20 protein-coding genes are annotated in these 24352 nt (G+C 56.2%); 9 read left to right on the top strand and 11 right to left on the bottom strand.

Annotation, left to right across the window (positions count from 1 at the left end; all coding sequences use genetic code 11):
- The first annotated feature begins 2 nt into the window (after positions 1-2).
- Both K7R23_RS14895 and K7R23_RS14900 read left to right on the top strand, forming a co-directional pair.
- On the top strand, positions 3-1193 hold the full coding sequence (locus K7R23_RS14895) for a Bcr/CflA family multidrug efflux MFS transporter (protein WP_012906510.1): 1191 nt from the start codon (positions 3-5) through the stop codon (positions 1191-1193).
- A 335-nt stretch (positions 1194-1528) separates the two neighbouring features.
- Positions 1529-1873, top strand: coding sequence for a YejG family protein (locus K7R23_RS14900; protein WP_012906509.1), 345 nt, complete (start codon positions 1529-1531; stop codon positions 1871-1873).
- Between the two features lie 3 nt (positions 1874-1876).
- Here the strand turns inward: K7R23_RS14900 and yejF are convergent, their stop codons facing one another.
- The 9 genes from yejF to K7R23_RS14945 form a co-directional block, all read right to left on the bottom strand.
- Positions 1877-3466, bottom strand: a complete 1590-nt coding sequence (gene yejF / locus K7R23_RS14905) for a microcin C ABC transporter ATP-binding protein YejF (protein ID WP_012906508.1) — start codon at positions 3464-3466, stop codon at positions 1877-1879.
- Position 3467: 1 nt separating this feature from the next.
- Complete coding sequence (locus tag K7R23_RS14910; RefSeq protein ID WP_012906507.1) at positions 3468-4493, bottom strand: ABC transporter permease; 1026 nt, start codon at positions 4491-4493, stop codon at positions 3468-3470.
- Positions 4493-5587 (bottom strand): microcin C ABC transporter permease YejB, encoded by a 1095-nt coding sequence (locus tag K7R23_RS14915; RefSeq protein ID WP_012906506.1) that lies wholly within the window; start codon positions 5585-5587, stop codon positions 4493-4495. Before K7R23_RS14915 ends, K7R23_RS14910 begins: the two co-directional genes overlap by 1 nt.
- The gene (locus K7R23_RS14920) at positions 5588-7402 is read right to left on the bottom strand and encodes an extracellular solute-binding protein (RefSeq protein ID WP_012906505.1); all 1815 of its coding nucleotides are present in this window, start codon (positions 7400-7402) and stop codon (positions 5588-5590) included.
- A gap of 103 nt (positions 7403-7505) precedes the next feature.
- On the bottom strand, positions 7506-9062 hold the full coding sequence (locus K7R23_RS14925) for a cyclic di-GMP phosphodiesterase (protein ID WP_012906504.1): 1557 nt from the start codon (positions 9060-9062) through the stop codon (positions 7506-7508).
- 184 nt (positions 9063-9246) lie between these two features.
- Complete coding sequence (mepS, locus tag K7R23_RS14930; RefSeq protein ID WP_012906503.1) at positions 9247-9813, bottom strand: bifunctional murein DD-endopeptidase/murein LD-carboxypeptidase; 567 nt, start codon at positions 9811-9813, stop codon at positions 9247-9249.
- Positions 9814-10222: 409 nt separating this feature from the next.
- Positions 10223-10951: a phosphatase PAP2 family protein gene (locus tag K7R23_RS14935; RefSeq protein WP_081442309.1), complete on the bottom strand. Its 729-nt coding sequence runs from the start codon at positions 10949-10951 to the stop codon at positions 10223-10225.
- Positions 10952-10973: 22 nt separating this feature from the next.
- A complete protein-coding gene (locus K7R23_RS14940; protein ID WP_012906501.1) occupies positions 10974-11960 on the bottom strand; it encodes a CobW family GTP-binding protein in 987 nt (328 codons plus the stop codon).
- Positions 11961-12076: 116 nt separating this feature from the next.
- On the bottom strand, positions 12077-13543 hold the full coding sequence (locus K7R23_RS14945; protein ID WP_012906500.1) for a mannitol dehydrogenase family protein: 1467 nt from the start codon (positions 13541-13543) through the stop codon (positions 12077-12079).
- A gap of 203 nt (positions 13544-13746) precedes the next feature.
- Here K7R23_RS14945 and uxuA point away from each other — a divergent pair, with 203 nt between their 5' ends.
- From uxuA to K7R23_RS14960, 3 genes are all read left to right on the top strand, one after another.
- Positions 13747-14937: a mannonate dehydratase gene (gene uxuA, locus K7R23_RS14950; protein WP_012906499.1), complete on the top strand. Its 1191-nt coding sequence runs from the start codon at positions 13747-13749 to the stop codon at positions 14935-14937.
- Between the two features lie 235 nt (positions 14938-15172).
- Positions 15173-16153, top strand: coding sequence for an IS110-like element ISCro4 family transposase (locus K7R23_RS14955; protein ID WP_012904434.1), 981 nt, complete (start codon positions 15173-15175; stop codon positions 16151-16153).
- Between the two features lie 555 nt (positions 16154-16708).
- Entirely contained in the window at positions 16709-17719 is a 1011-nt protein-coding gene (locus K7R23_RS14960) for an IS110-like element ISCro5 family transposase (RefSeq protein ID WP_012904517.1), read from the top strand.
- 317 nt (positions 17720-18036) lie between these two features.
- Here the strand turns inward: K7R23_RS14960 and yeiP are convergent, their stop codons facing one another.
- Positions 18037-18609 carry an elongation factor P-like protein YeiP gene (yeiP, locus tag K7R23_RS14965; RefSeq protein ID WP_012906498.1) on the bottom strand — a complete coding sequence of 191 codons (573 nt, stop codon included), beginning with the start codon at positions 18607-18609 and terminating at the stop codon, positions 18037-18039.
- 165 nt (positions 18610-18774) lie between these two features.
- On the opposite strand from yeiP, the gene K7R23_RS14970 reads away from it, so the two are divergent.
- The gene (locus K7R23_RS14970) at positions 18775-19029 is read left to right on the top strand and encodes a YkgJ family cysteine cluster protein (RefSeq protein ID WP_012906497.1); all 255 of its coding nucleotides are present in this window, start codon (positions 18775-18777) and stop codon (positions 19027-19029) included.
- Here the strand turns inward: K7R23_RS14970 and setB are convergent.
- Positions 19026-20207 (bottom strand): sugar efflux transporter SetB, encoded by a 1182-nt coding sequence (gene setB / locus K7R23_RS14975; protein ID WP_012906496.1) that lies wholly within the window; start codon positions 20205-20207, stop codon positions 19026-19028. The two genes, K7R23_RS14970 and setB, sit on opposite strands and share 4 nt — an antisense overlap.
- Positions 20208-20575: 368 nt before the next feature.
- On the opposite strand from setB, the gene fruB reads away from it, so the two are divergent.
- The 3 genes from fruB to fruA are packed head-to-tail and all read left to right on the top strand — an operon-like array spanning position 20576 to position 24352.
- The gene (gene fruB / locus K7R23_RS14980) at positions 20576-21706 is read left to right on the top strand and encodes a fused PTS fructose transporter subunit IIA/HPr protein (RefSeq protein WP_012906495.1); all 1131 of its coding nucleotides are present in this window, start codon (positions 20576-20578) and stop codon (positions 21704-21706) included.
- Positions 21706-22644, top strand: coding sequence for a 1-phosphofructokinase (gene fruK / locus K7R23_RS14985; protein ID WP_012906494.1), 939 nt, complete (start codon positions 21706-21708; stop codon positions 22642-22644). The genes fruB and fruK overlap by 1 nt, the downstream gene beginning before the upstream one ends.
- A 16-nt stretch (positions 22645-22660) precedes the next feature.
- Positions 22661-24352, top strand: coding sequence for a PTS fructose transporter subunit IIBC (fruA, locus tag K7R23_RS14990; RefSeq protein WP_012906493.1), 1692 nt, complete (start codon positions 22661-22663; stop codon positions 24350-24352).

The raw sequence follows: 24352 nt of genomic DNA on the forward strand, positions 1-24352 counted from the left end.
TTGTGACCACCCGGCAGCGTTCGTCTTTTGCCATTGTCTTTATTCTCGGCCTGCTGGCGATGCTGATGCCGCTGTCGATTGATATGTATCTTCCGGCGCTGCCGGTGATCGCTGAACAGTTCGCCGTCCCGGCGGGCAGCGCGCAGATGACCCTCAGCACCTATATCCTGGGCTTTGCGCTCGGGCAGTTGCTGTACGGGCCGATGGCGGACAGCCTCGGGCGTAAGCCGGTGATCATCGGCGGGACGCTGGTTTTCGCCGCCGCCGCGGTGGCCTGCGCGCTGGCACAAACTATCGACCAGCTTATCGTAATGCGTTTCTTCCACGGCCTCGCGGCAGCGGCCGCCAGCGTGGTGATCAATGCGCTGATGCGTGATATGTATCCGAAGGAAGAGTTCTCGCGCATGATGTCGTTTGTCATGCTGGTCACCACCATCGCGCCGCTGATGGCGCCGATTATCGGCGGTTGGGTGCTGGTGTGGCTCAGCTGGCACTGGATTTTCTGGATCCTTGCGGTCGCGGCGGTGCTGGCGTCGGTAATGATTGCCATGCTGATCAACGAAACCCTGCCGGTCGAGCGCCGCCAGCCGTTCCATATCCGCACCACGATAGGCAACTTCGCCTCGCTGTTCCGGCATAAGCGGGTGCTGAGCTATATGCTGGCGAGCGGCTTTAGCTTCGCCGGGATGTTCTCGTTTCTCAGCGCCGGTCCTTTCGTTTATATCGAAATTAACCACGTTCCGCCGCAGCACTTCGGCTACTACTTTGCGCTGAATATCGTCTTTTTGTTCATTATGACGATTTTCAACAGCCGCTTCGTACGCCGCATTGGCGCGCTGAAGATGTTTCGTACCGGATTGTGGATCCAGCTGGCGATGGCAGTATGGATGGTAGCCAGCGCGCTCTTTGGCGTTGGCTTCTGGGCGCTGGTGCTGGGCGTCGCCGTGTTTGTCGGCTGCGTGTCGATGATCTCATCTAACGCGATGGCGGTGATCCTTGACGAGTTCCCGCATATGGCGGGTACGGCGTCGTCGCTGGCGGGAACCTTCCGTTTTGGCATTGGCGCGGTAGTCGGGGCGTTACTGTCGCTGGCGACCTTTAACTCTGCCTGGCCGATGATCTGGTCCATTGCATTCTGTGCGACCTGCTCAATTTTGTTTTACCTCTATGCAAGCCGTCCGAAAAAACGGTGATCGATAGCACAACATGGAAGCCAGGCGGCTTCCTTTGTTGATGTATATCAACCAGCACTTCATCATTTCCCCGATATATGTTTATTTTATGTAAAATCAATTTATGTAAAAAGTCACATCATTGTAGTTAAAAAGGTTGAGTTAGATCGCAGAAACGGGTACATATAGCCCGTGGAAGGGGTCCCGACAGTAAAAATCTCTTTAAAAAAGGCCATACAGGTCACGCGGGACGAGGATCGCAACGTTGCCCATCTGTTTAAGGACGGATTGTCAATGATGTGTTAAAATGGATGTAAAATAATTGTGAAGTATTTTGTGCTTCCGGGGAAAGAAAAGTGACAACATTACAGCTCTCAATCGTACACCGCCTGCCGCAGACCTATCGCTGGTCAGCCGGTTTCGCAGGTTCGAAAGTTGAACCGATTCCGCAAAATGGTCAGGGCGCAGAGAACAGCCTCGTGGCGCTTAAGCTGCTGAGTCCGGACGGCGACAGCGCATGGCCGGTGATGCATAAGCTCAGCCAGGCGCTCAGTGATATCGAAGTGCCGTGCTCGGTGCTGGAGTGTGAGGGCGAACCGTGCCTGTTTGTGAATCGCCAGGATGAGTTCGCCGCGACCTGTCGGCTGAAAAACTTCGGTGTGGCCATTGCCGAACCGTTTGCCGTCAATAACCCATTTTAAGCGTCAGCTTAGCGCGAGAAGCTGACGCGTGTACGCCTGCTGCGGCGCGTTAAACACATGCTCGCACTGTCCCTGCTCAACGACCTCTCCTTGTCTCAGCACAATCACCTGATGGCATAACGCGCGTACGACGTGCAGATCGTGGCTTATGAAAATATAGGCCAGCTGATGCTTTGCCTGTAGCGATTTCAGCAGCGCAAGTATTTGCGCCTGCACGGTACGGTCGAGAGACGAGGTTGGCTCATCAAGAATAATCAGTGACGGCTTCAGGATCAGCGCGCGGGCAATTGCGATGCGCTGGCGCTGGCCGCCGGAAAACTCCGCCGGATAGCGGTGTCGCGTCTCTGCATCCAGCCCCACCTCAGCCATCACTGCCATCACCTGCTGCTCACGCTGTTCGGCGGTAAGGGACGGTTGGTGCACGCGCAGCCCTTCCTCAATGATTTGCAGCACGCTCAGACGGGGATTCAGCGACGAGTTCGGGTCCTGAAACACTACCTGAATGCGATGGCGCACCGGCAACAGTTGACGGCGTCTGAGATGCTGTAACTGCTGTCCGTCAAATTCAATGCCGCCCTGCGATGAGATCAGGCGCAGCAGCGCAAGCCCGGTGGTACTTTTGCCGGAACCTGACTCGCCTACCAGCCCAAGCGTTTCACCGGGGCGCAGACTGAAGCTGATCCCTTTAACCACTTCGTTATTCGCCACCACCCGCTTGAGGATCCCTTTACGAATCGGGAAGGCGACGCGCAGATTTTCCACCCTGAGCAGCGGTGGGCGGTCGGAGGAGAGCGGTACGGGATCGCCCGCAGGTTCGCTGTTAAGCAATTTCTGGCTGTAAGGGTGGGCGGGGGCATGAAGAAGTCTGTCTGCGCGGTTTTGCTCGACGCAGCGACCGTTTTGCATCACCGCCACGCTGTCGGCCAGCTTTCTCACGATACTCAGGTTATGGGTAATAAACAGCATTCCCATGTTCAGCTCGCGCTGAAGTTCACGCAGCAGTTGCAGGATCTGCGCCTGGACGGAAACGTCCAGCGCGGTGGTCGGCTCATCGGCAATCAGCAGCTCCGGTCGCGTCAGAAGCGCCATCGCAATCATGACGCGCTGGCGTTCGCCCCCGGACAGCTGATGCGGATAATCACCCAGCCGTTTCGCCGCCTGGCGAATGCCGACGCGATCGAGGCAGCTTACGATCTCGGCGCGGGCCGCTTCCCGCCGCATTCCCCGGTGCAGCGAAAGCACCTCATAAAGCTGTTTTTCCAGATTGTGGAGCGGATTAAGCGAAACCATCGGTTCCTGGAAGATCATGGCGATTTTGTCGCCGCGCACGCCGCGAAGCGTCTGTTCACTGGCGTGAAGCAGCGACTCGCCGTGAAAGCGGATATCGCCGGCAAGGTAAACTGCCGGCGGGGAGGGCAACAGCCGCAGGATCGACAGCGCCGTGACGCTTTTGCCGGAACCCGATTCGCCGACCAGCGCCAGCGTTTCGCCAGCGTTGACCGTCAGCGTAATGTCGTTCACTACCGTGCGAACGTGCCCTTGCCGGCGAAAGCCGAGGGTGAGCTGGTCTATCGACAGTAACGGTTGCGTCATCTTACACCGCCTTATTCGGATCGAAGGCGTCGCGGACGGCTTCGCCGATGAAAATGAGCAGCGAGAGTAAAATCGCTACCGATAAAAATGCGGCGATGCCTAGCCACGGCGCCTGAAGGTTGTTTTTCCCCTGCAATAGCAGTTCGCCCAGCGAAGGGGAACCTAACGGCAGACCGAAGCCGAGGAAATCCAGCGACGTCAGGGTGGTGATGGAACTGCATAAAATAAACGGCAGGAAGGTCAGCGTAGCGACCATCGCGTTCGGCAGCATATGGCGAAAAATAATGCTGCGGTCGCTGACGCCCAGCGCCTGGGCGGCGCGGATGTAGTCGAAGTTGCGGGTGCGTAAAAACTCCGCGCGCACCACGCCCACCAGACTCATCCAGCCAAACAGCACCGTTATCGCCAGCAGCCACCAGAAGTTCGGCTGCACCACGCTTGACAGCAGGATGATCAAAAAGAGCGTCGGCATACCTGACCAGACTTCGATAAACCGCTGACCCCATAAATCCACTTTACCGCCGTAATAGCCCTGAAGCGCGCCGGCCAGCACACCCATTACGCTGGAACACAGGGTCAGCATCAGGCCGAAGAGGATGGAGATGCGGGTGCCGTAGAGAATTCGCGCCAGCACGTCGCCGCCGTTGGCGTCGGTGCCCAGCCAGTTCTGCGCCGAAGGCGGCGAAGGGAAAGGGCGGTCGGTAGAGAAGTTAATGCTGTTGGCGCCAAAGCGCACCGGCGCCCAGAGGATCCAGCCGTGATTTTCCAGCTGCTGCTTCAGCCACGGATCCTGAAAGTCCGCTCTGGTCGCCAGCGGACCGCCAAAATCGCTTTCGCTGTAATTTTTCACCAGCGGAAAATACCAGCTTTCGTTATAGCGCACCAGCAGGGGTTTATCGTTAGCCACCAGCTCAGAGCACAGGCTCAGCGCAAACAGCAGTAAAAAGATCCATAACGACCAGTAACCACGGCGATTGTGGCGAAAACGCGCCCAGCGGGCCTGATTGACGGGGCTTAAACGCGCCATTAACGTCCCTCAAAATCGATACGCGGATCGACCAGCGTATAGCTGATATCGCTGAGAATATTCAGCAGCAGGCCAATCAGGGTGAAGATGTATAACGTGCCAAACATCACCGGATAGTCGCGGGATACCGTGGCTTCATAGCCCAGCAGCCCCAGACCGTTCAGTGAAAACATCACTTCGATCAGCAGCGAGCCGGTGAAAAACATGCTGATAAAGGTGGCGGGGAAGCCGGCGATCACCAGCAGCATGGCGTTGCGAAAAACGTGTTTCCAGAGAATATTTTTTTCGCTTACCCCTTTTGCCCGCGCGGTCACCACGTACTGTTTGCGCACTTCATCGAGAAAAGAATTTTTGGTCAGCATGGTGAGCGCGGCAAAACCGCCAATCACAGTCGCCAGCACCGGCAGGGTAATGTGCCAGAGATAGTCGGTCACCTTCTGATACCAGGGCAGGGCGTCAAAATTCGCCGACACCAGACCGCGCAGCGGAAACAGATCGTAGTAGCTGCCGCCGGCAAAAAAGACAATCAGTAAAATAGCGAACAGAAACGCCGGAATGGCGTAACCGATAATAATAAAGACGCTGCTCCAGACGTCGAAGCGGCTGCCGTTGTACACAGCTTTACGGATCCCTAACGGGATAGAGACCAGGTAGATGATTAAGGTGCTCCACAGCCCAAGGGTGATTGATACCGGCAGGCTGTCTTTAATCAGCGTCAGCACCGACGCGCTGCGAAACAGGCTGTCACCAAAATCAAAGCGGATGTAATTCCAGAGCATCGCGAAGTAACGCTCATGCAGCGGCTTATCAAACCCATAGCGTTTGGTGATTTCGGCAATCACCTCCGGGTCAAGCCCGCGCCCGCCGCGGTAGTGGCTGTCGCTGATATTGCCGACGCCGGTCTGGGCGTGGCTGGCGCGCACGCCCTCGCTTCCCGCGCCGGGCAACGCCCCCGCCTGACCAAACTCGATGGCGGCAATCGCCTGATCGACGGGGCCACCGGGGGCAATTTGCACGATAAAAAAGTTAATGGTGATGATCGCCCACAGCGTCGGGATCACCAGCAGCAAACGGCGAATCAGATAGGCGGCCATTTATTCTCCCTGGCGTCTGGCGGCAGGTAATCTGGCTGCCCGGTTGACGTCATACCACCAGGTATCCAGTCCGAGGGAATATACGGGACGCGTGGCCGGGCGGGAAAATTTATCCCACCAGGCCAGCCTGTCTTCGGCCATATACCACATTGGCAGCATGTAATAGTTCCAGGTCAGCACCCTGTCCAGCGCGCGACCGAGCGGAATTAATTTTTCTTTATTCCCCTGCGCGGCGATGATTTGCGCAATCAGCTTATCGATTACCGGGCTTTTTACGCCCGGCGCGTTATAGCTTGAATTGATGTATTCGGAGGCCCATGAGATTTGCAGATCGGAACTTGGCCAGGGCATTGCCCGCCATAACCTCGGCATCATGTCGTAATCGCGGCTGCGCATACGGTTGGTGATTTGCGAATTATCGACCTGACGAATATTCATCGTAATGCCCAGGCGTTGCAGATTGTGCCGGAACGGCAATACCCACTGATTGTTGCCGCCTGCCGGGATGAGCAGTTCGAAGGTGAGCTGTTTGCCGGTGGCGGCGTTAACCCGCTGCTGGCCTTGCAGTTCCCAACCAGCCTCTTTCAGCAGGTTATCGGCCTTCAGCAGGTTATCGCGATCGAAACCATCGCCTTTTGAAACGGGCGGCTGATAAATCTGGCTAAAGAGTTCCGGCGGCAGATCCTTTTTCATTGGCGCCAGCAGCACCAGTTCGGCGGCATCCGGATAATCCCTGGCGGCATATTCCGTATTCTGAAAATAGCTGTTGGCCCGGCTGAAGGCATTATAAAACAGCGCTTTGTTCATCCATTCAAAATCAAAGGCGAGGGTGATGGCTTCGCGCACGCGGCGGTCGCTGAACACCGGGCGCTGGATATTAAACGCCAGCCAGCGCGTATCCTGCGCCGATTCATTTTTCTGTTCATCTTTGATGATGTACTGATGCTTAAAGTTTTTCCCGACATAGCGCGTCGCCCAGTTTTTCGCATCGCCTTCCAGCCGCAGGTCAAACGCCCCGGCTTTGAACGCTTCGAAAGCCACGTTGTCGTCGAGATAATAGTCATAGCGGATGGTATCAAAATTCCAGCGTCCGCGGTTCACCGGCAGATTCGCCGCCCAGTAATCCTTCACCCGCGTATAGACAATGTACTGGCCCATTTTCCAGCTGCTGATGCGATAGGGACCGCTGCTCAGCGGCGGCGTTGAGAGCGGGTCGCTAAGCTTATGATCTTTCCAGTAGGACTCCGGCATCACCGGCAATGAGAACAGGCTCAGCATATCCTCTTTGCCGGGCTTCGCTAATTCGAAGCGTACGGTCAGCGGCGCGATAGCTTTAACGGTGGTGCCTTTATAAACCAGGCGGAACTGCGGGACGCCTTCGGTCATAAACTTATGAAAGGTGAAGGCGACATCTTTCGCCATAATCGGGCTACCGTCGTGGAAGCGGGCGTGGGGATTCATCGTAACCTCCACCCACGAATAATCCTCTGCGTAGCGGGCGCTCTCGGCGATCAGCGGATAATAACTGGCTGGCTCATCGTCAGAGGTGGTAAACAGGGTATCGTAGAGCTGCTCGGTACGCGCGCCGGGGTTGCCGCGCATGGCGTAGCGGTTGAAGTTATCGAAGGTGCCAATGGCGGAAAGGGTAATCTGTCCCCCTTTCGGCGCCGCCGGGTTAGCGTAATCAAAATGATCGAAGTTAAAGGCGTACCGCGGTTCGCCCAGCACCGAAAAGGCGTAGCTCTCTTTAATTTGCTGCGCCTGGGCGCCAACGCTCACTGACAGCATCAACAGCAGCATTACGCGAACAATCATTTGTAATGGGATCCCTTATGTTGAATACCTGCCCGCGCAGGCAACGCGATATGACTGAATAATAGGGCAGACGGGGCGTATTGTGAATCCATGTACTGGCGCGTTACCACCTCAGCGTGCGCGGTTCGGACACCCAGCGGACAAATTCATCCACCGACAGGGGACGGCTGATCCAGTATCCCTGAAGAAAGCGAACTCCTCTCTCATGCAGCCATTTCGCCTGTTCCGGCGTTTCAACGCCTTCAGCAACTGTCATCATATTGAGGCGTTTCGCCAGCGTCAGCACCGCGTCGAGCACCGGCGAGGTGACCGTCTCCGTACCGATAGCATGAATAAACCCGCGATCGATTTTCAGATAATCGAGGGTATATTGTTCAAGATAGATGAGCGCGCTGTGACCGGTGCCAAAGTCATCAATGGCGATTTCAAAACCGGCGTCATGCAGCCACTCAAAGAGCTGCTGGGCCTCATGCTGTCTGAGCATATCGCGTTCGGTAATTTCCAGCACAAACTGGAAATGATTAGGCGGCAGGGCGGCGGCCAGCTGGCGCACGTCCTCTTTAAAACTGCTGCTATGCAGATGCGCCGGGGCGATGTTAATGCCGAATTTCGCGCCGACGGGCAGGACGTTTTGTAACGCAGGTGCGTCGCGGACGATCAGCTTAAAAAGATGCTGGGTCAGCGGGACAATCATCTGCTGCGCTTCTGCATAATTAATGAAGGCATCGGGCGGGATCTCCCCGGCCGTCGGGTGCTTCCAGCGCAGCAGCGCCTCAAGCCCCGTCACGTTGAGGGTTTCGGTATCAACCACCGGCTGGTAAACCACATAGAACTGATCGCGCTTGATGCCGATAAGGATCTCTTTTCCGTGTCGCAAGCGGATGCTCATAATGTAATAGCAAAGCAGTCCCGCAATGCTACCCATCATCCCGCCGAGCAGCAGGGCATACCACAGTTCCGCCAGCGGCCATCTTTTCGCATAAAGGCGGATCGTCACCGGAACGCCTTCAATCTTCGCTTCCCGTATGGGGTCGGCGACCAGCTCGTCAACGGTCAGCAGGCGGTCGGAAAAGGTTGATAGTACGTTTTTACCGATAACGATCGCCACCCCATCAAACTCCTCCTGTCGTGCGGTATACAGCAGATAGGGCGTGAGATTGACGTTCAGCGAGGTGAGTACGCCGCTGTGCACCAGCAACGGGTTGCGATACCAAATCACCATCGCAGGTTTATTGGGCATCATTGGCGTACCGGGCAGGATCACCATATCGATAGCTTTCCGGATATCGATATTGGGCACCAGATCGGTGATCAGGCTATCCATGGCGCCGGTGGCCGATGAGCAAAACGCTTTTTTTTCTTTAATCAGTAAAAAGGCGCGGACGTTCAGGCTAAAGGCGGCGCGGGAGGTGAGTTCGGCGCCAACGTGCTGGCAGGAGCTTATGGTCAGCGGCTGAAGAATATCGGTGGTGCTTTTTAGATCGGCAAAATAGCGGTCAAGATAGTGCTGAATGTCGGATATCAGGGTGTCGTATTTGACTTCACGGCTGTGCCAGGTCATTAAAAATTGCAGACTGCTGGTGAGAATGGCAACGATGATCCCGGTCACCAGGCTGGTCAGCACGATTTTACGGCCGGACGTTAAGACGCGAGTGAACATGATATCTGGTTGACCTGAGAGTGCCGACAGCGACTAAAGTGATTTAATTACAGGACTATAGCCTGGAATGGTTCGGCGCGTCATGCTTTTCCACAGCCTCGGCAGGGTATTGTAAAAAAAGCACCGTCGGAGCGGTGCTTTATATCAGTTTCGTCAGGATAGCCAAGGGAGAGCAACCAAACGATTAGCTGTTGGTGAGTACCCTGCGCGCTTCGTTGTAGCGTTTATTCCAGTACGGTTCGTTCATGCTGGAGATAATGACGCCGCTGCTGGTAGAGGCATGGACAAACTGGTTGTTGCCGATGTAGATCCCAACGTGACGCCCCGTTGACCCGGCACGAAACAGCACCAGATCGCCAGTACGCAGATTACTGCGCGAAACGGATTTACCCATTTCCTGTTGTTCGTAGGTCGAACGCGGAAGTTCTAAGCCAAACTGTTCACGGAATGTACGCTGTACAAAGCTGGAACAATCAATGCCTTTTTTAGAGGTGCCGCCAAGACGATAGCGGACGCCTTTCCAGGCCGCATACTGATCCATAAGCCGCGATTTGACATCGAGGTTACGCACCATGTTCTCAAATTCATCCTGAGAGGCTTGTAGTGATGAAGTTTCCTGGCTCACACCAGGCATCTCAGGATGCATATTCTTTGCGGTATTGGTTGTGCTACATGCAGAAAGCAGTACCGCTACTGCTATGGCGGGGATTCCGCGCAGGATATATCTCAAAATTGGTTGAGATTTGACCATTTTGTCTGTTTTCCCTTGAAGTCCTTAACGATAAATATCGTTATAAAAATGCCAAACGTGACGAGACTAATTACCTGAGCACTTTGAGACAATTCTTTAAGCGCAAAACTGTGGCGGAACGCACAAATTTATTCGCGGTGAGAATAATTCCATAGCGAGGCAAAACGAGTTTGAGGTTACCCGAACGCAGCTGGCATTGCGAGCGATTTTATCTGATTTCTTATAAGAAATTGTGATACAAAAAGTGAATAAACGGCATTGGTTAAATTAAGCGCAAACCGTACAGAAAGCGGGCAACCCGTTCATTGATAACGGAAATTGTTAGCGGGGTAATGAATGAAAATTGATCAATGTCATTATACATCATCAGGGTTTACGATCCTGCTCTGATGATGTTAATAAAATTAAATTATTTGTTTAAATTATGTTTATTGTGACCGGGAAGATAATTTTCGAAAAGGACGATAAGCCGATCGCTTAATGGCGTCATCAGGCACCAGGGCAGGCCAATCAATACCACGGTCAGCGAACCCACTACGATATCGGTAAGCCAGTGTGCGCCAATCATTACGCGCGGAAAGGCAAAAACCACAGCAATAATAAGGCCGATAAAGCCCGCTTTTTTACCAAAATAGCGCAGCATAAAGGCCGCGAAAATAAGCAGCATCATTCCGTGATCGCCGGGGAAGCTGTCTTTTGAAGCATCCTTGGTCGGAATGTGCAGCAGTTCGCTCACCCGATAAATGTCCCCAAAGCTTAGCGTCGGACTTGCGCGTTTTACCGGCAGCAGCGCCTGGCCCAGCTGGTTAAGGATCACGGCGGTAAGCAGCATGACCACTCCGATAATCACAATGCGACGCCGTCCCGCTGGCGTCTCTTTCAGCCAGAAGCTGAGCATCAGACAGCCCATTGCCAGCAGGGAACAGGCGTCAAACGCGCGGTTGTTCGTCAGCGCGATCAGCCAGAGAAAGGCCCGGCTTTCCACCAGTTGTTGATTAAAGAAGTGGAAAATACCGGAGTCCAGCGGGAACCAGAAGCCATGATTCGCGGGAAGATACCAGCTCATGAATAAGGTCAGGCCTGCAACGTTCAGCAAAAGTATCTGTGACAACCGGGTTTTCATATTTACATCTTTCATTTTTTTAACAAAGTGCGGAACATTACGCCTGCTCAGTTAAACGAAGCTTCAACAACGCGCTTTGTAGTCCGTTCCAGTCGGCTTCGCTGGCTGAAATAAGCTCAATGCGACTGTCCGGCGGCGCCACGTTCTGCGTTTCAATATGGAGATCCTCGCCCTGGCGGTTAATCCGTACCAGACCTTCCGGGATGCGCATCACCCCCTTTACCCGCCCGACCGGCGCCAGACGCGCCCACTCCAGTAAGCCGATGGTATCGAAAATGGTATCGGCGTCGAAAATCCAGCCGCAGGCCTGATGTCCCTGGCCGCTGTTCAGGCTGCGTCGCCAGCGCTGCTGCGCGGGCAGACTCAGCGCCGCCAGTCCTCTTTTTTCCTGATGGCTGTGCGCGTGCGCCGCGCTGGCAGGGAGTTCCCGCAGGTTTCGACGCGGCAAATCCAGCAGCTGGCCGTCAATCTGCCCGTGATCGGCCTGGACGAGCTGGCGATCGCCGCCGTTTTGCTGCCACCAGGCGCGCAGCGCGCTTTCACTTTCGGCGGTCGCGCGGTCGGTTTTATTTGCCACGATGATGTCCGCCGCCGCCAGCTGGTCGCGGAAATTGTCATTATTCCGGCTGCTTTCATCCAGCAGCAGGCGCGGATCGAGAATGCACAGGGTGGCTCGAAGGTCGATCCACGGCTCGTATACCGGGGCGGTAAGCAGGTCGAGGATCTGTTTCGGGTGACCCAGCCCGGTCGGTTCGATCAGCAGGCGATCCGGCTTTCCCTGCCGCAGCAGGGTATTCAGGCCAACCTGCATCGGCAGGCCGTTGACGCAGCACATACAACCGCCGGGGATCTCTTTCAGCAATGCGCCGCTATCCGCCAGCAGCGCGCCGTCGATGCCGACCTCGCCGAACTCATTGACCAGCACCGCCCATTTTTCCGCGGGAGGCTTGTGCGCTAATAAATGAAGGATAGAAGTGGTTTTTCCGCTGCCGAGGAAACCGGTGATGAGGTTAGTTTTAGTCACGCCTGCTCCACAATCATATGTCGTAACGATATGCCTTAATCCTGGCGAAGAATAGCGGAAAAGAGAAGGTCGGGGCGAACGAAGAGGACGTTCGTTCGCCTTAATGGCAGAAATTGTTAATTTTTTAACGTATTGATTACCGCCTGATGCGCGCAGTGCAGCGCGATCTGCTGCCAGGCTGTTTCAATAGCCGTAACAAATGTTGGGTTTTTGGGGAGATCGTCGCCGAAAATTTCCTGCAACGTCAGCAGGCTCGCCACCCGCTCATGCTCCTCGCTACCTGCGACCCGGGCGCGGATTTTATCGATCAGCGGATCGCGAACGTCAATTTGTTCGCCAGCGTCATCCGTACCGCTGACGTAGCGCATCCATCCGGCGACGCCCAGCGCCAGCAGCGGCCACACGCTGCCGCGCTGCAAATGGATGCGGATGCCCGCCAGCATTCGCTGCGGCAGCTTCTGGCTGCCGTCCATCGCGATTTGCCAGGTTTTATGCTTCAGCGCCGGATTGGCGAAACGGGCGATTAAACTTTCGGCATAGCCGGTGAGATCCACGTCGGTAATACGCAGCGTCGGCGCCTGTTCGTCCATCATCAGGCGAAATGCGGCTTCGCGGAAGGCGCTGTCCTGCATACATTCATTAATATGCCGGAAGCCGGAAAGATAGCCGAGCCAGGCGAGGAACGAGTGGCTGCCGTTCAGCATCCGCAGCTTCATCTCTTCCCAAGGCTGCACGTCGTCGACCATCTGCACGCCCGCGCTTTCCCAGGCCGGACGTCCGGCGACAAAGTTATCTTCAACCACCCACTGGATAAACGGCTCGCAGCTGATGGCGCACGGGTCGGCAACGCCCAGCTGGTCGGTAATTTCCGCCAGCGATTCATCCGTCGCGGCGGGTACTATCCGGTCAACCATCGTGCCGGGAAAGCTGATGCGTTCGCGAATCCATGCGGCCAGCTCAGGAGAGCGCTTTTCCGCCATTCCCAGTACGGCGTTTTTGACCACGTGGCCGTTGTCAGGGATGTTATCGCAGGAGAGGACGGAGAAAGGCGCTAAACCCCGTTCCCGGCGACGGGCCAGCGCTTCAACCAGAATACCGGGCGCGGAGTGCGGGGACTCTGGCGAGTTGAGATCGTGAATAATGCGCTCATTATTCAGATCGAGGGCGCCCGTCGCCGGGTCGATACAGTAACCTTTTTCGGTGATGGTCAGCGAGACGATCGCCACCTGCGGTTCGCAGAATTTTTCAATAATGGCGGCAAGCGAATCCAGCTTCGCGTTCAGACATTCGTTGACCGCGCCGATGATAATCGCCTGATTGCCGTCCGCCCCTTTTTCCAGCACGGTATATAAATGATCCTGTGCGCGGAGCTGGCGCATAAGGACATCGCCGCTGAATAAACTGATCTCGCAAATGCCCCAGTCGCCGCCTTGCGTATTCAGCACCCGGTCAGTCAGCAGCGCCTGGTGGGCGCGGTGAAAAGCGCCAAAGCCAAAATGCACGATACGCGATTTTAGCTGGCTGCGGTCATAGTGCGGCGTGCGGACGCCATCCGGCAGGGTTGCTGAAGCAATTGTTGTCATTTAATAAACACCTGATTAACCGTAAATTAACAGTGTCAGTGTAAAGTTATATGACAACAAATTAAATTGGTAAGCCGAATTATTCCGGGGAATGTGAGCTGGATCAATCAATGATGCGCCCCGGATTGATCGGCAGGCAGAAGCCTGTATGGTAGTCGTCATTAAATGACCCTGTTTTGGTATAACAACTTGTGAGGTGAACAATGGAACAAACCTGGCGTTGGTACGGTCCAAACGATCCGGTATCGCTTGATGATGTGCGTCAGGCTGGCGCAACGGGCGTTGTGACCGCATTGCACCATATTCCAAACGGCGAAGTATGGCCGGTTGAAGAGATCAAAAAGCGTCAGGCGATGCTGGCTGAAAAAGGGCTCACCTGGTCCGTGGTCGAAAGCATTCCTGTGCATGAAGAGATTAAAACCCGCTCCGGACAGTATCAGACCTGGATTGCCAACTACCAGCAGAGCATCCGTAATCTGGCGGCCTGCGGCATTGATACCGTTTGCTACAACTTTATGCCGATCCTCGACTGGACGCGTACCGATCTGGAATACCAGTTGCCGGACGGCTCAAAAGCGCTGCGTTTCGACCAGATCGCCTTTGCCGCCTTCGAGCTGCATATCCTGCAACGAGCAGGCGCAGAAGCGGATTACAGTGAAGAGGAACGGCGTCAGGCGCTGGACTATTTCAACGCCATGAGCGAAGCGGATATCGAAAAGCTGACCCGTAATATTATTGCCGGCCTGCCGGGGGCGGAAGAGGGCTATACCCTCGATCAGTTCCGTGCGCGCCTGGCGGAGTACGACGGCATCAGCAAAGACGATCTGCGTGAAAACATGGCGGTATTCCTGCGCGCGATTGTGCCGGTGGCGGAAGAGGTGGGCGTGCGTCTGGCCGTTCATCCGGACGATCCGCCGCGTCCGATCCTCGGCCTGCCGCGCATTGTTTCAACCATTGAAGATATGCAGTGGCTGAAAGAGACGGTCGACAGCATTAACAACGGATTCACCATGTGCACCGGTTCCTACGGCGTGCGCGCGGATAATGATCTGGTTAAGATGATTGAAACCTTTGGCGATCGCATTCACTTTACGCACCTGCGCGCCACCTGCCGTGAAGAGAATCCGAAAACCTTCCACGAAGGCGCGCACCTGCAAGGGGATGTCGACATGGTCGCCGTAGTGACGGCGATTCTGAGCGAGGAGCAGCGCAGGAAGAAGGCGGGAGATTTACGCCCGATTCCGATGCGTCCTGACCATGGACATCAGATGCTGGACGATTTGCATAAGAAAACCAATCCGGGATATTCCGCGATCGGTCGTCTGAAAGGCCTGGCGGAAGTGCGCGGCGTTGAGCTGGCGCTGAAGAAGATCCGCTTCCCCGACCTGCTGTAATAGCGCGTAAGTTTGCCTGATGGCGCTGCGCTTATCAGGCCTTGTATTATCCCTTCAGTGCAGGGAGAACCGGCCAGTTCTCTCTGCCATGCGGTCCGCATGCCGTATCAGGCCTCAGGCTAATAACCTGTGACGTAGATTTATGCAGCGGACCGCCGTTCTCCACAAGTGACAAACCGGACAGTATCATGGACCGGTTTTCCCGGTAATCCGCATTCACAAGGCTGGTCTCACTATGGAACAGGAACTTCATTTTATCGGTATCGATGTCTCTAAAGCTAAGCTGGATGTCGATGTGTTGCGGCCTGATGGCCGTCACCGCAGCAAAAAATTTGCCAACACCCCGAAGGGCCACGACGAACTTCTCCGCTGGCTCAGCGGTCATCGCGTGGCACCGGCACATATCTGCATGGAAGCCACCAGTACGTATATGGAAGACGTTGCCGCTCATCTCAGTGATGCCGGTTACACCGTCTCCGTCATCAACCCCGCCCTGGGTAAAGCCTTTGCACAGAGTGAAGGTCTGCGCAGCAAAACCGATGCAGTGGATGCCCGTATGCTGGCAGAGTTCTGTCGTCAGAAGCGCCCTCCGGCGTGGGAAGCCCCGCATCCGGTTGAACGGGCCCTGCGGGCTCTGGTGCTGCGCCATCAGTCGCTGACGGACATGCACACGCAGGAGCTGAACCGCCTGGAGACAGCGCGTGAGGTGCAGCGTCCGAGTATAGACGCCCATCTGCTGTGGCTTCATGCCGAACTTAAGCGCATCGAAAAGCAGATAAAGGACCTGACGGATGATGACCCGGATATGAAGCACCGCAGGAAGCTGCTGGAAAGTATCCCGGGCATCGGGGAGAAAACGTCCGCGGTATTACTGGCTTATACCGGTCTGAAGGAGCGCTTCACCCATGCCAGGCAGTTCGCCGCTTTTGCGGGTCTGACGCCGCGGCGGTATGAATCAGGCAGCAGTGTGAACAGGGCCAGCCGGATGAGTAAAGCCGGACATGCGTCGCTTCGCAGGGCGCTGTATATGCCTGCGATGGTGGCGGTAAGTAAAACGGAATGGGGAAGAGCGTTCCGTGACCGTCTGGCAGGGAACGGTAAAAAAGGGAAAGTGATAATCGGTGCGATGATGCGCAAGCTGGCGCAGGTGGCGTACGGTGTTCTGAAGTCAGGCGTGCCGTTCGATGCGTCCCGGCATAATCCGGTAGCAGCGTAAAATATGGTGGAAGGGATGAAAAAACAGCGCCTGACGGCGCTGTGACTGGTATGCCTGCAATCCGGTAAGGCGGAAAATAAAAAAGCTTGCAGGCGATAACAGTATCTACAGCGAAAACGTAGGCCGCGCCATCCGGCATGTTTTGGCAATTACGTAGGCCGGATAAGGCGTTTATGCCGCCATCCGGCAGTGTTTTGACAAGTACGTAGGCCGGATAAGGCATTTATGCCGCCATCCGGCAATGTTTTGACGAGTATGTAGGCTGGATAAGGCGTTTACGCCGCCATCCGGCAATGTTTTGGCAAGTACGTAGGCCGGATAAGGCGTTTATGCCGCCATCCGGCAATGTTTTGGCAAGTACGTAGGCCGGATAAGGCATTTGCGCCGCCATCCGGCAGTGTTTTGGCAAGTACGTAGGCCGGATAAGGCGTTTACGCCGCCATCCGGCAGTGTTTTGACAAGTATGCAGGCCGATGTGATGGACACCTCCCACCTTACGGCATCATTAGTGCCAGACTGAGGTGTTAACTTCAGTTCCCAGGGGGAGGTGTCCACATGAATATTAAACGTATTGGCCTCGATCTCGCAAAGCTGGTTTTTCAGCTTCATGGCGTTGATCACCATGAACGCGTTGTTCTCCGTAAAACACTGCGCCGTTCACAGATGCTTGTCTTTTTCGCCCGGCTTGAGCCCTGTCTTATTGGTATCGAAGCCTGCGGCTCCTCGCATTACTGGGCCAGAGAGTTGACCCGACTCGGGCACTCTGTCCGTATTATCCCGCCCCGGTTCGTTAAGCCTTATCTGAAGGGCAACAAAAACGATGCCAATGATGCCGAAGCTATCTGCGAGGCCGTCAGCAGGCCCGGTATGCGCTATGTTGCCGTTAAATCTGAAGCGCAACAGAGCATGCAGGCAGAGCACCGGGTTCGTGCCCGCCTGCTTCGCGACAGAACGGCGCTCAGCAACGAGATACGCGGCATGCTGGGCGAGTTTGGCCTTGTGCTTCCTGTCGGGCTTGCCGCGCTCAGACGAGCACTGCCGGAGATACTTTCTCAGCAGGAACAATGGGATAACCGCTTTATCCGTCTGCTGTGCGAGTTAGCGGAGGAATTGCAGATACTGGATGACCGACTGGCGCGTTATGACCGGCGGCTTAAACAGCTGGCGCAGGACGATGACCGTATCAGGCGGCTTCAGGAGATCAGCGGGATTGGCCCGGTAACCGCCAGCGCGCTGGTTGCAGCAGTGGGTAATGCAAGACAGTTTAAAAACGGACGTGAAATGGCGGCCTGGCTGGGGCTGGTTCCCGGGCAGCACTCAAGCGGCGGAAAAAACCGGCTGGGTCACATCAGTAAGCGGGGTGACAGCTACCTGCGAACGCTGCTGATCCACGGAGCGCGTGCAGTACTGAATGCCTGCGGTAACAAGGAAGACCGTCGAAGCCAGTGGCTGCAGTCAGTGGCAGAAAGACGTAACAGGAATGTCGCAACGGTCGCCATGGCGAACAAAAATGCCCGTATCGCGTGGGCCGTGCTGAGTCGGGAAGAAGAATATCGCGTGATGTAGAACGAAACGGTAAGAGTGAGAGAAAAGAATAATCCTGTCGTGAGATTGCAGAGTCATTAAGCACAAATGTGTAACAGGTAAGACCGACACCTGAAAACTCCGGTTTATCCGAAGGCTCCCTGCGAAGCAAAGCCGTCAGGCCGAATGGAACCAGGTGTGCAGATAACATCATGGCCGGGCACGACGGTGCCGAAAGAAAGGCCGGATATACGAAAGCATCTTACTCCCGTTACACAAAACATGATTAGTGGCTTGCATAACGGGAGGTGTCCATATACGGATAAGGCGTTTACGCCGCCATCCGGCACTTTCCCGGATTAGTCCGCGCGCCCCATATAACGACGCTCTTCGATATGGATACGGATTTTCTCTCCGGCGCTCAGGTATTCCGGCACCTGAATCACCAGACCCGTGCTCAGCGTAGCGGGCTTGTTGCGCGCGCTGGCTGAAGCGCCTTTAATGCCCGGCGCGGTTTCCACGATTTCCAGATCCACCGTCTGCGGCAGTTCAAGCGCCAGCAGCTGGCCGTCCCAGAGCAGAACCTGCATATCCGGCATACCGCCTTCCGGCATAAACAGCAGCTCATCTTCAATCTGATCTTTGGTGAAGGTATACGGGGTGTAGTCTTCTTTATCCATGAACACATATTCATTGCCATCGATATAAGAGAAATCGACGCCACGACGGTTCAGGGTGACGGTATCAACGATGTCATCGCCTTTAAAACGCTCTTCAACCTTCAGCCCGGTGCGGACGTCGGAAAAGCGCATTTTATACAGCGTGGCAGCGCCGCGGGCGGTGGGGGACTGAATATCAATATCTTTCACAATCAGCAGCTTGCCGTTGTAGTTCAGTACCATACCTTTTTTGATTTCGTTCGCTCTTGGCATCGAAAAGATCCTGTTGTGGAGATTAGCTAAAATTATCGCGTCAAACTACTCGCGCCGGGCCATTCAGGCAAGCGGAATTCACGCTTTTACCGGTGGATAAAAGGTGATACTGTCCCTTTCCGGATGACATATCCGTCATACTTCAGGTCATAAAAGAGAGTCTGTATGGAATGCCGTCCGGATTGCGGAGCGTGTTGCACCGCCCCATCCATTTCCAGCCCCATCCCCGGAATGCCCAACGGCAAGCCTGCCAACACGCCATGCGTTCAGCTTGACGAACGTCAGCGGTGTAAAATTTTCGGCTCGCCGCTGCGCCCGAAAGTCTGCGCGGGGCTACAGCCGAGTGCCGAAATGTGTGGCGCATCGGCAGAACAGGCGATGACCTGGCTTATCGAACTGGAAGCGCTGACCGCGCCTTAAGCGTCCTTAATCCGCGCCAGGCACGCCATCGTGGCGATAATCATCACCAGCGCAAACCAGAATACGGCGTGGTAGTTCCAGAGCTCGGCGGCAATCCCCGCCAGCGAACCGGCGATAATCCAGCCCACGCGGATGGTATTGGTATAAAGGGTGGTGGCGGAACCCGCCTGGCCGGGCATCAAATCCTGAAAATAGAGCATGCCGATACCGCCGAGAATGCCGATATAAATGGCGTTCAGCAGCTGTAAGCCCAGCAGCACTATCGGCGAGTGGGCGAGCAGCATCCCCCCATAGAAGCAAAAGCCAGCGGCGACGGCGATGCACATCAGCAGTCGTTTACCGAGACGTCTGGCGAAGTAGCCCGCGATCAGCATAGTTGGGATTTCCAGCCCGGCGGCGGTGCCCATCATTACGCCCGCCAGCTTCTCCGGAAGATGTAGTTCATTAATGATAAACAGCGGCATATTAATGATGTACAGGCTATTGGTGCCCCACATTAAAGTGCAGATCGCAAACAGCAGCAGCGTATCGCGGCGGTTGCGGCGGGGCGCTTCCAGCGTGCCGGTCGCCAGCGTGGACTCTTTGCGCATCGACGGCAAAAAGAACCAAACCATCATGCCGCAGACGACGAACGCTACCGCCGCGCTCAGATACATCACCGTGAAGCTAAAGCCCATCGCCAGCGCGTAGGCCAGCGGCGGACCAATTACCCAGGCCAGCGATACCTGCGCGCGCAGAATAGAGCTGAACATCACCGCTTCGCGCCCGGTGCGGTCGGCGTGCTCGCGGGCCAGCGCAAACATCTGCGGGTTGGCGGTTGAGCCGAAGCTGCTGAGAAACACCCCAACGAACAGCAGGATAAAGTAGTTGCGGTTCCAGGCGAATAACACGCAGGCCAGCATCCCCAGCACGCAGCAGAAGACGATCAGCTTTTTACGATCGCCTTTTTTATCTGAACGACCCGCCAGAAACTGGCTCACCAGAATGCCGATCACGGCGCTGCCGGTAAAAAAGAACCCCACCATGGCCGGACGCGCATGAACTTCATCGGTGAGAAAAAGGCTCAGCGTCGGGGTCTGGAGCGCACCAGCGATGCCGGTGAGAAAGGCGACAATAAGGAAGGCCGTAGACGTCAGGTCGAACGCTTTTGGCGTGGCGGCAGCGGGGGTGTTATGCATGGTTCAGTATCAATGATGTGACGAGACGCGGAGTTTACGCCGCCTGACGACAAATAAACAGATGCCTGAATCAAATTCGACACGAAAAATCAAAATGGCATTTCATTCCGTTTTTCATTTTGCTGACGCTGCTGAAGCCTAGACGAAACGATGCGCTGCTGTCTTCAGCAGCATGTAAGCAATGGCGCGAATCTGTGCAGCAGATCTAATTTTTGCGATCAAAAACCACCCATTACTTGCGTGCTGGAGCGTAAAGCGCAAGACTTCTTGAAACGTTTCAGCGCTGCCTTGTTTCCGTGAATGAAGCCGGTACGCGCCTTTTTTCTCATATAAGCTGAATCGTTTCAATTTGGCAGGAGAGGAGAACCATGTTCCAGTTATCCGTTCAGGACATCCATCCCGGCGAGCAGGCCGGAGACAAACAGGAGGCTATTCGTCAGGTTGCGATGGCCTTAGTGCAGGCGGGCAACGTGGCTGAAGGCTATGTTGACGGTATGCTCGCGCGCGAGCAGCAAACCTCCACTTTTCTCGGCAACGGGATTGCGATCCCCCACGGCACCACCGACACGCGCGACCAGGTGCTGAAAACCGGCGTACAGGTCTTTCAGTTTCCGCAGGGCGTAACCTGGGGGGAAGGCCAGGTGGCTTATGTGGCGATTGGCATCGCCGCCAGCTCCGATGAGCATCTCGGGCTGCTGCGTCAGCTGACGCATGTGTTAAGCGATGATTCCGTTGCTGAACAGCTGAAAACCGCCGCTACTGCTGAAGAGCTGCGGGCGCTGCTGATGGGCGAAAAGCAGAGCGAACAGCTGAAGCTGGACAACGACACGCTGACGCTGGATGTGGCGGCCAGTTCCCTGGTGACGCTACAGGCGCTGAACGCCGCGCGTCTGAAAGAAGCGGGGGCGGTGGATGCCGCGTTCGTTGCAAAAGCGATTAACGAGCAGCCGATGAATCTGGGGCAGGGCGTCTGGCTGAGCGACAGCGCCGAAGGCAACCTGCGCAGCGCGATTGCCGTTAGCCGGGCCGCGAACGCGTTTGAGGTGGAAGGCGAAAAAGCGGCGCTACTGCTGACCGTGGCGATGGCTGACGATCGGCCAGTGGCCGTGCTGAAGCGTCTGGGCGATCTGCTGCTCGACAATAAAGCTGACCGTTTGCTGAACGCCGATGCCGCGACCCTGCTGGCTCTGCTGACCAGCGATGACGCGCTGACCGATTCGCTGCTGAGCGCTGAATTTGTCGTGCGCAACGAGCATGGTTTACATGCCCGTCCGGGGACCATGCTGGTCAATACGATTAAACAATTTAACAGTGAAATTACCGTGACAAACCTTGATGGAACCGGCAAACCGGCTAATGGCCGTAGCCTGATGAAAGTTGTGGCGTTAGGGGTGAAGAAAGGACATCGCCTGCGCTTTACCGCACAGGGCGCAGATGCTGAACAGGCGCTGAAAGCGATCGGCGACGCCATCGCCGCCGGTCTTGGGGAGGGCGCATAATGAGCAGACGTGTTGCCACTATCACCCTGAACCCGGCCTACGATCTGGTGGGCTTCTGCCCGGAAATTGAGCGCGGTGAGGTTAACCTGGTGAAAACCACCGGCCTGCACGCGGCGGGCAAGGGCATCAACGTTGCCAAAGTGCTGAAAGATCTCGGCATTGACGTCACCGTGGGCGGCTTCCTCGGCAAAGATAACCAGGACGGTTTTCAGCAGCTGTTCAGCGAGCTGGGCATCGCCAACCGTTTTCAGGTGGTGCAGGGGCGTACCCGTATCAACGTGAAGCTGACGGAAAAAGACGGCGAAGTTACCGACTTCAATTTCTCCGGCTTTGACGTCACCCCCGCCGACTGGGATCGCTTTGTTAATGATTCCCTGAGCTGGCTCGGTCAGTTCGACATGGTCTGCGTCAGCGGTAGCCTGCCGGCTGGCGTTACGCCGGAAGCCTTCACCGACTGGATGACGCGCCTGCGCAGCCAGTGTCCTTGCATTATCTTTGACAGTAGCCGCGAAGCGCTGGTCGCAGGCCTGAAGGCCGCGCCGTGGCTGGTGAAACCCAACCGCCGCGAGCTGGAAATCTGGGCGGGTCGTAAGCTGCCGGAAATGAAAGACGTTATCGAAGCGGCGCACGCGCTGCGTGAACAGGGCATCGCCCACGTGGTGATCTCTCTTGGCGAGGAAGGCGCGCTGTGGGTGAATGCGTCAGGCGAGTGGATTGCCAGACCGCCAGCGGTGGATGTTGTGAGCACCGTGGGCGCAGGCGACTCGATGGTCGGCGGCCTGATTTATGGCCTGCTGATGCGTGAATCCAGTGAACATACGCTGCGTCTGGCGACTGCCGTTGCCGCGCTGGCGGTCAGTCAGAGCAATGTGGGCATTACCGATCGTCCTCAGTTGGCCGCAATGATGGCGCGCGTCGACTTACAACCGTTTAACTGACAGCAGGAGAGGCACAATGAAAACGCTGCTGATTATTGACGCTAACCTCGGGCAGGCCCGCGCTTATATGGCGAAAACCCTGCTTGGCGCGGCGGCACAAAAAGCACATCTGGAGATTATCGATAACCCGAACGACGCTGAGCTGGCGATCGTGCTGGGCGACCAGATTCCGCAGGACAGCGCGCTGAACGGCAAAAAGGTGTGGCTGGGCGATATTGCCCGCGCGGTCGCCCACCCTGAACTGTTTCTCAGTGAAGCCAAAGGGCACGCTAAACCGTACAGCGCGCCGGTTGCAGCGACAGCGGTCGCGTCCTCCAGCGGTCCAAAACGCGTGGTGGCGGTAACGGCCTGTCCGACCGGCGTCGCGCATACCTTTATGGCGGCAGAAGCCATTGAAACCGAAGCGAAAAAACGCGGCTGGTGGGTAAAGGTTGAAACCCGTGGTTCCGTTGGCGCAGGCAATGCCATTACGCCGGAAGAGGTGGCGCAGGCCGATCTGGTGATCGTCGCGGCAGACATTGAAGTGGATCTGGCAAAGTTTGCCGGTAAGCCGATGTACCGCACCTCTACCGGCCTGGCGCTGAAGAAAACCGCTCAGGAGCTGGATAAAGCGGTGGCGGAAGCAACGCCGTATCAGCCCGCCGCAAAAGCGCAGAGTGCTGCTGCGGAAGGGAAAAAAGAGAGCGCTGGCGCCTATCGTCACCTGCTCACGGGCGTCTCCTACATGCTGCCGATGGTGGTGGCGGGCGGCCTGTGCATCGCGCTTTCATTTGTCTTTGGTATTGAAGCCTTCAAAGTGGAAGGTACGCTGGCGGCGGCGCTGATGAAGATTGGCGGCGACTCCGCGTTCGCGCTGATGGTGCCGGTACTGGCGGGTTACATCGCGTTTTCGATTGCCGATCGCCCTGGCCTGACGCCGGGTCTGATTGGCGGGATGCTGGCTGTCAGCACCGGTTCCGGCTTTATTGGCGGCATCATCGCCGGCTTCCTTGCCGGGTACGTGGCAAAAGGCATCAGTACGCAGCTGAAACTGCCGCAGAGTATGGAAGCGCTGAAGCCCATTCTGATCATTCCGCTGATCTCCAGCCTGGTGGTGGGTCTGGCGATGATCTATCTCATCGGTAAACCAGTTGCCGGGATCCTTGCTGGTCTGACCCACTGGCTGCAAACCATGGGAACCGCCAACGCGGTGCTGCTGGGCGCAATTCTCGGCGGGATGATGTGCACCGACATGGGCGGCCCGGTCAACAAAGCGGCATACGCCTTTGGCGTCGGTCTGCTCAGTACGCAAACCTACGCGCCGATGGCGGCGATTATGGCCGCCGGCATGGTGCCGCCGCTGGCGCTGGGCCTGGCGACGATCGTTGCGCGACGTAAATTCGATAAGGCGCAGCAGGAAGGCGGAAAAGCGGCGCTGGTTCTCGGCCTCTGTTTTATCACCGAAGGGGCGATTCCGTTTGCCGCCCGCGATCCGATGCGCGTTCTGCCTTGCTGTATCGTCGGCGGCGCGCTGACGGGGGCAATCTCTATGGCGGTAGGCGCGAAGCTGATGGCGCCGCACGGCGGTCTGTTTGTTCTGCTGATCCCCGGCGCGATTAGCCCGGTGCTGGGCTATCTGCTGGCGATTGTCGCCGGTACGCTGGTGGCCGGTCTGGCCTATGCCTTCCTGAAACGTCCGGAAGCAGAGATCGCTGCGAAAGCGGCCTGA

Origin of the sequence: Citrobacter rodentium NBRC 105723 = DSM 16636, assembly GCF_021278985.1 — a bacterium.
Classification (GTDB): Bacteria; Pseudomonadota; Gammaproteobacteria; order Enterobacterales; family Enterobacteriaceae; genus Citrobacter_A; species Citrobacter_A rodentium.

Bases quoted from the DNA above. Each gene is read 5' to 3' on its own strand.
- K7R23_RS14970 (WP_012906497.1), top strand. From the start codon at position 18,775: ATGGAATGCCGTCCGGATTGCGGAGCGTGTTGCACCGCCCCATCCATT.
- mepS (WP_012906503.1), bottom strand. From the start codon at position 9,813: ATGGTCAAATCTCAACCAATTTTGAGATATATCCTGCGCGGAATCCCC.
- K7R23_RS14915 (WP_012906506.1), bottom strand. From the start codon at position 5,587: ATGGCCGCCTATCTGATTCGCCGTTTGCTGCTGGTGATCCCGACGCTG.
- K7R23_RS14910 (WP_012906507.1), bottom strand. From the start codon at position 4,493: ATGGCGCGTTTAAGCCCCGTCAATCAGGCCCGCTGGGCGCGTTTTCGC.
- K7R23_RS14955 (WP_012904434.1), top strand. From the start codon at position 15,173: ATGGAACAGGAACTTCATTTTATCGGTATCGATGTCTCTAAAGCTAAG.
- fruK (WP_012906494.1), top strand. From the start codon at position 21,706: ATGAGCAGACGTGTTGCCACTATCACCCTGAACCCGGCCTACGATCTG.
- fruB (WP_012906495.1), top strand. From the start codon at position 20,576: ATGTTCCAGTTATCCGTTCAGGACATCCATCCCGGCGAGCAGGCCGGA.
- yeiP (WP_012906498.1), bottom strand. From the start codon at position 18,609: ATGCCAAGAGCGAACGAAATCAAAAAAGGTATGGTACTGAACTACAAC.
- setB (WP_012906496.1), bottom strand. From the start codon at position 20,207: ATGCATAACACCCCCGCTGCCGCCACGCCAAAAGCGTTCGACCTGACG.
- uxuA (WP_012906499.1), top strand. From the start codon at position 13,747: ATGGAACAAACCTGGCGTTGGTACGGTCCAAACGATCCGGTATCGCTT.
- K7R23_RS14935 (WP_081442309.1), bottom strand. From the start codon at position 10,951: ATGAAAGATGTAAATATGAAAACCCGGTTGTCACAGATACTTTTGCTG.
- K7R23_RS14960 (WP_012904517.1), top strand. From the start codon at position 16,709: ATGAATATTAAACGTATTGGCCTCGATCTCGCAAAGCTGGTTTTTCAG.
- yejF (WP_012906508.1), bottom strand. From the start codon at position 3,466: ATGACGCAACCGTTACTGTCGATAGACCAGCTCACCCTCGGCTTTCGC.
- K7R23_RS14945 (WP_012906500.1), bottom strand. From the start codon at position 13,543: ATGACAACAATTGCTTCAGCAACCCTGCCGGATGGCGTCCGCACGCCG.
- K7R23_RS14920 (WP_012906505.1), bottom strand. From the start codon at position 7,402: ATGATTGTTCGCGTAATGCTGCTGTTGATGCTGTCAGTGAGCGTTGGC.
- fruA (WP_012906493.1), top strand. From the start codon at position 22,661: ATGAAAACGCTGCTGATTATTGACGCTAACCTCGGGCAGGCCCGCGCT.
- K7R23_RS14925 (WP_012906504.1), bottom strand. From the start codon at position 9,062: ATGTTCACTCGCGTCTTAACGTCCGGCCGTAAAATCGTGCTGACCAGC.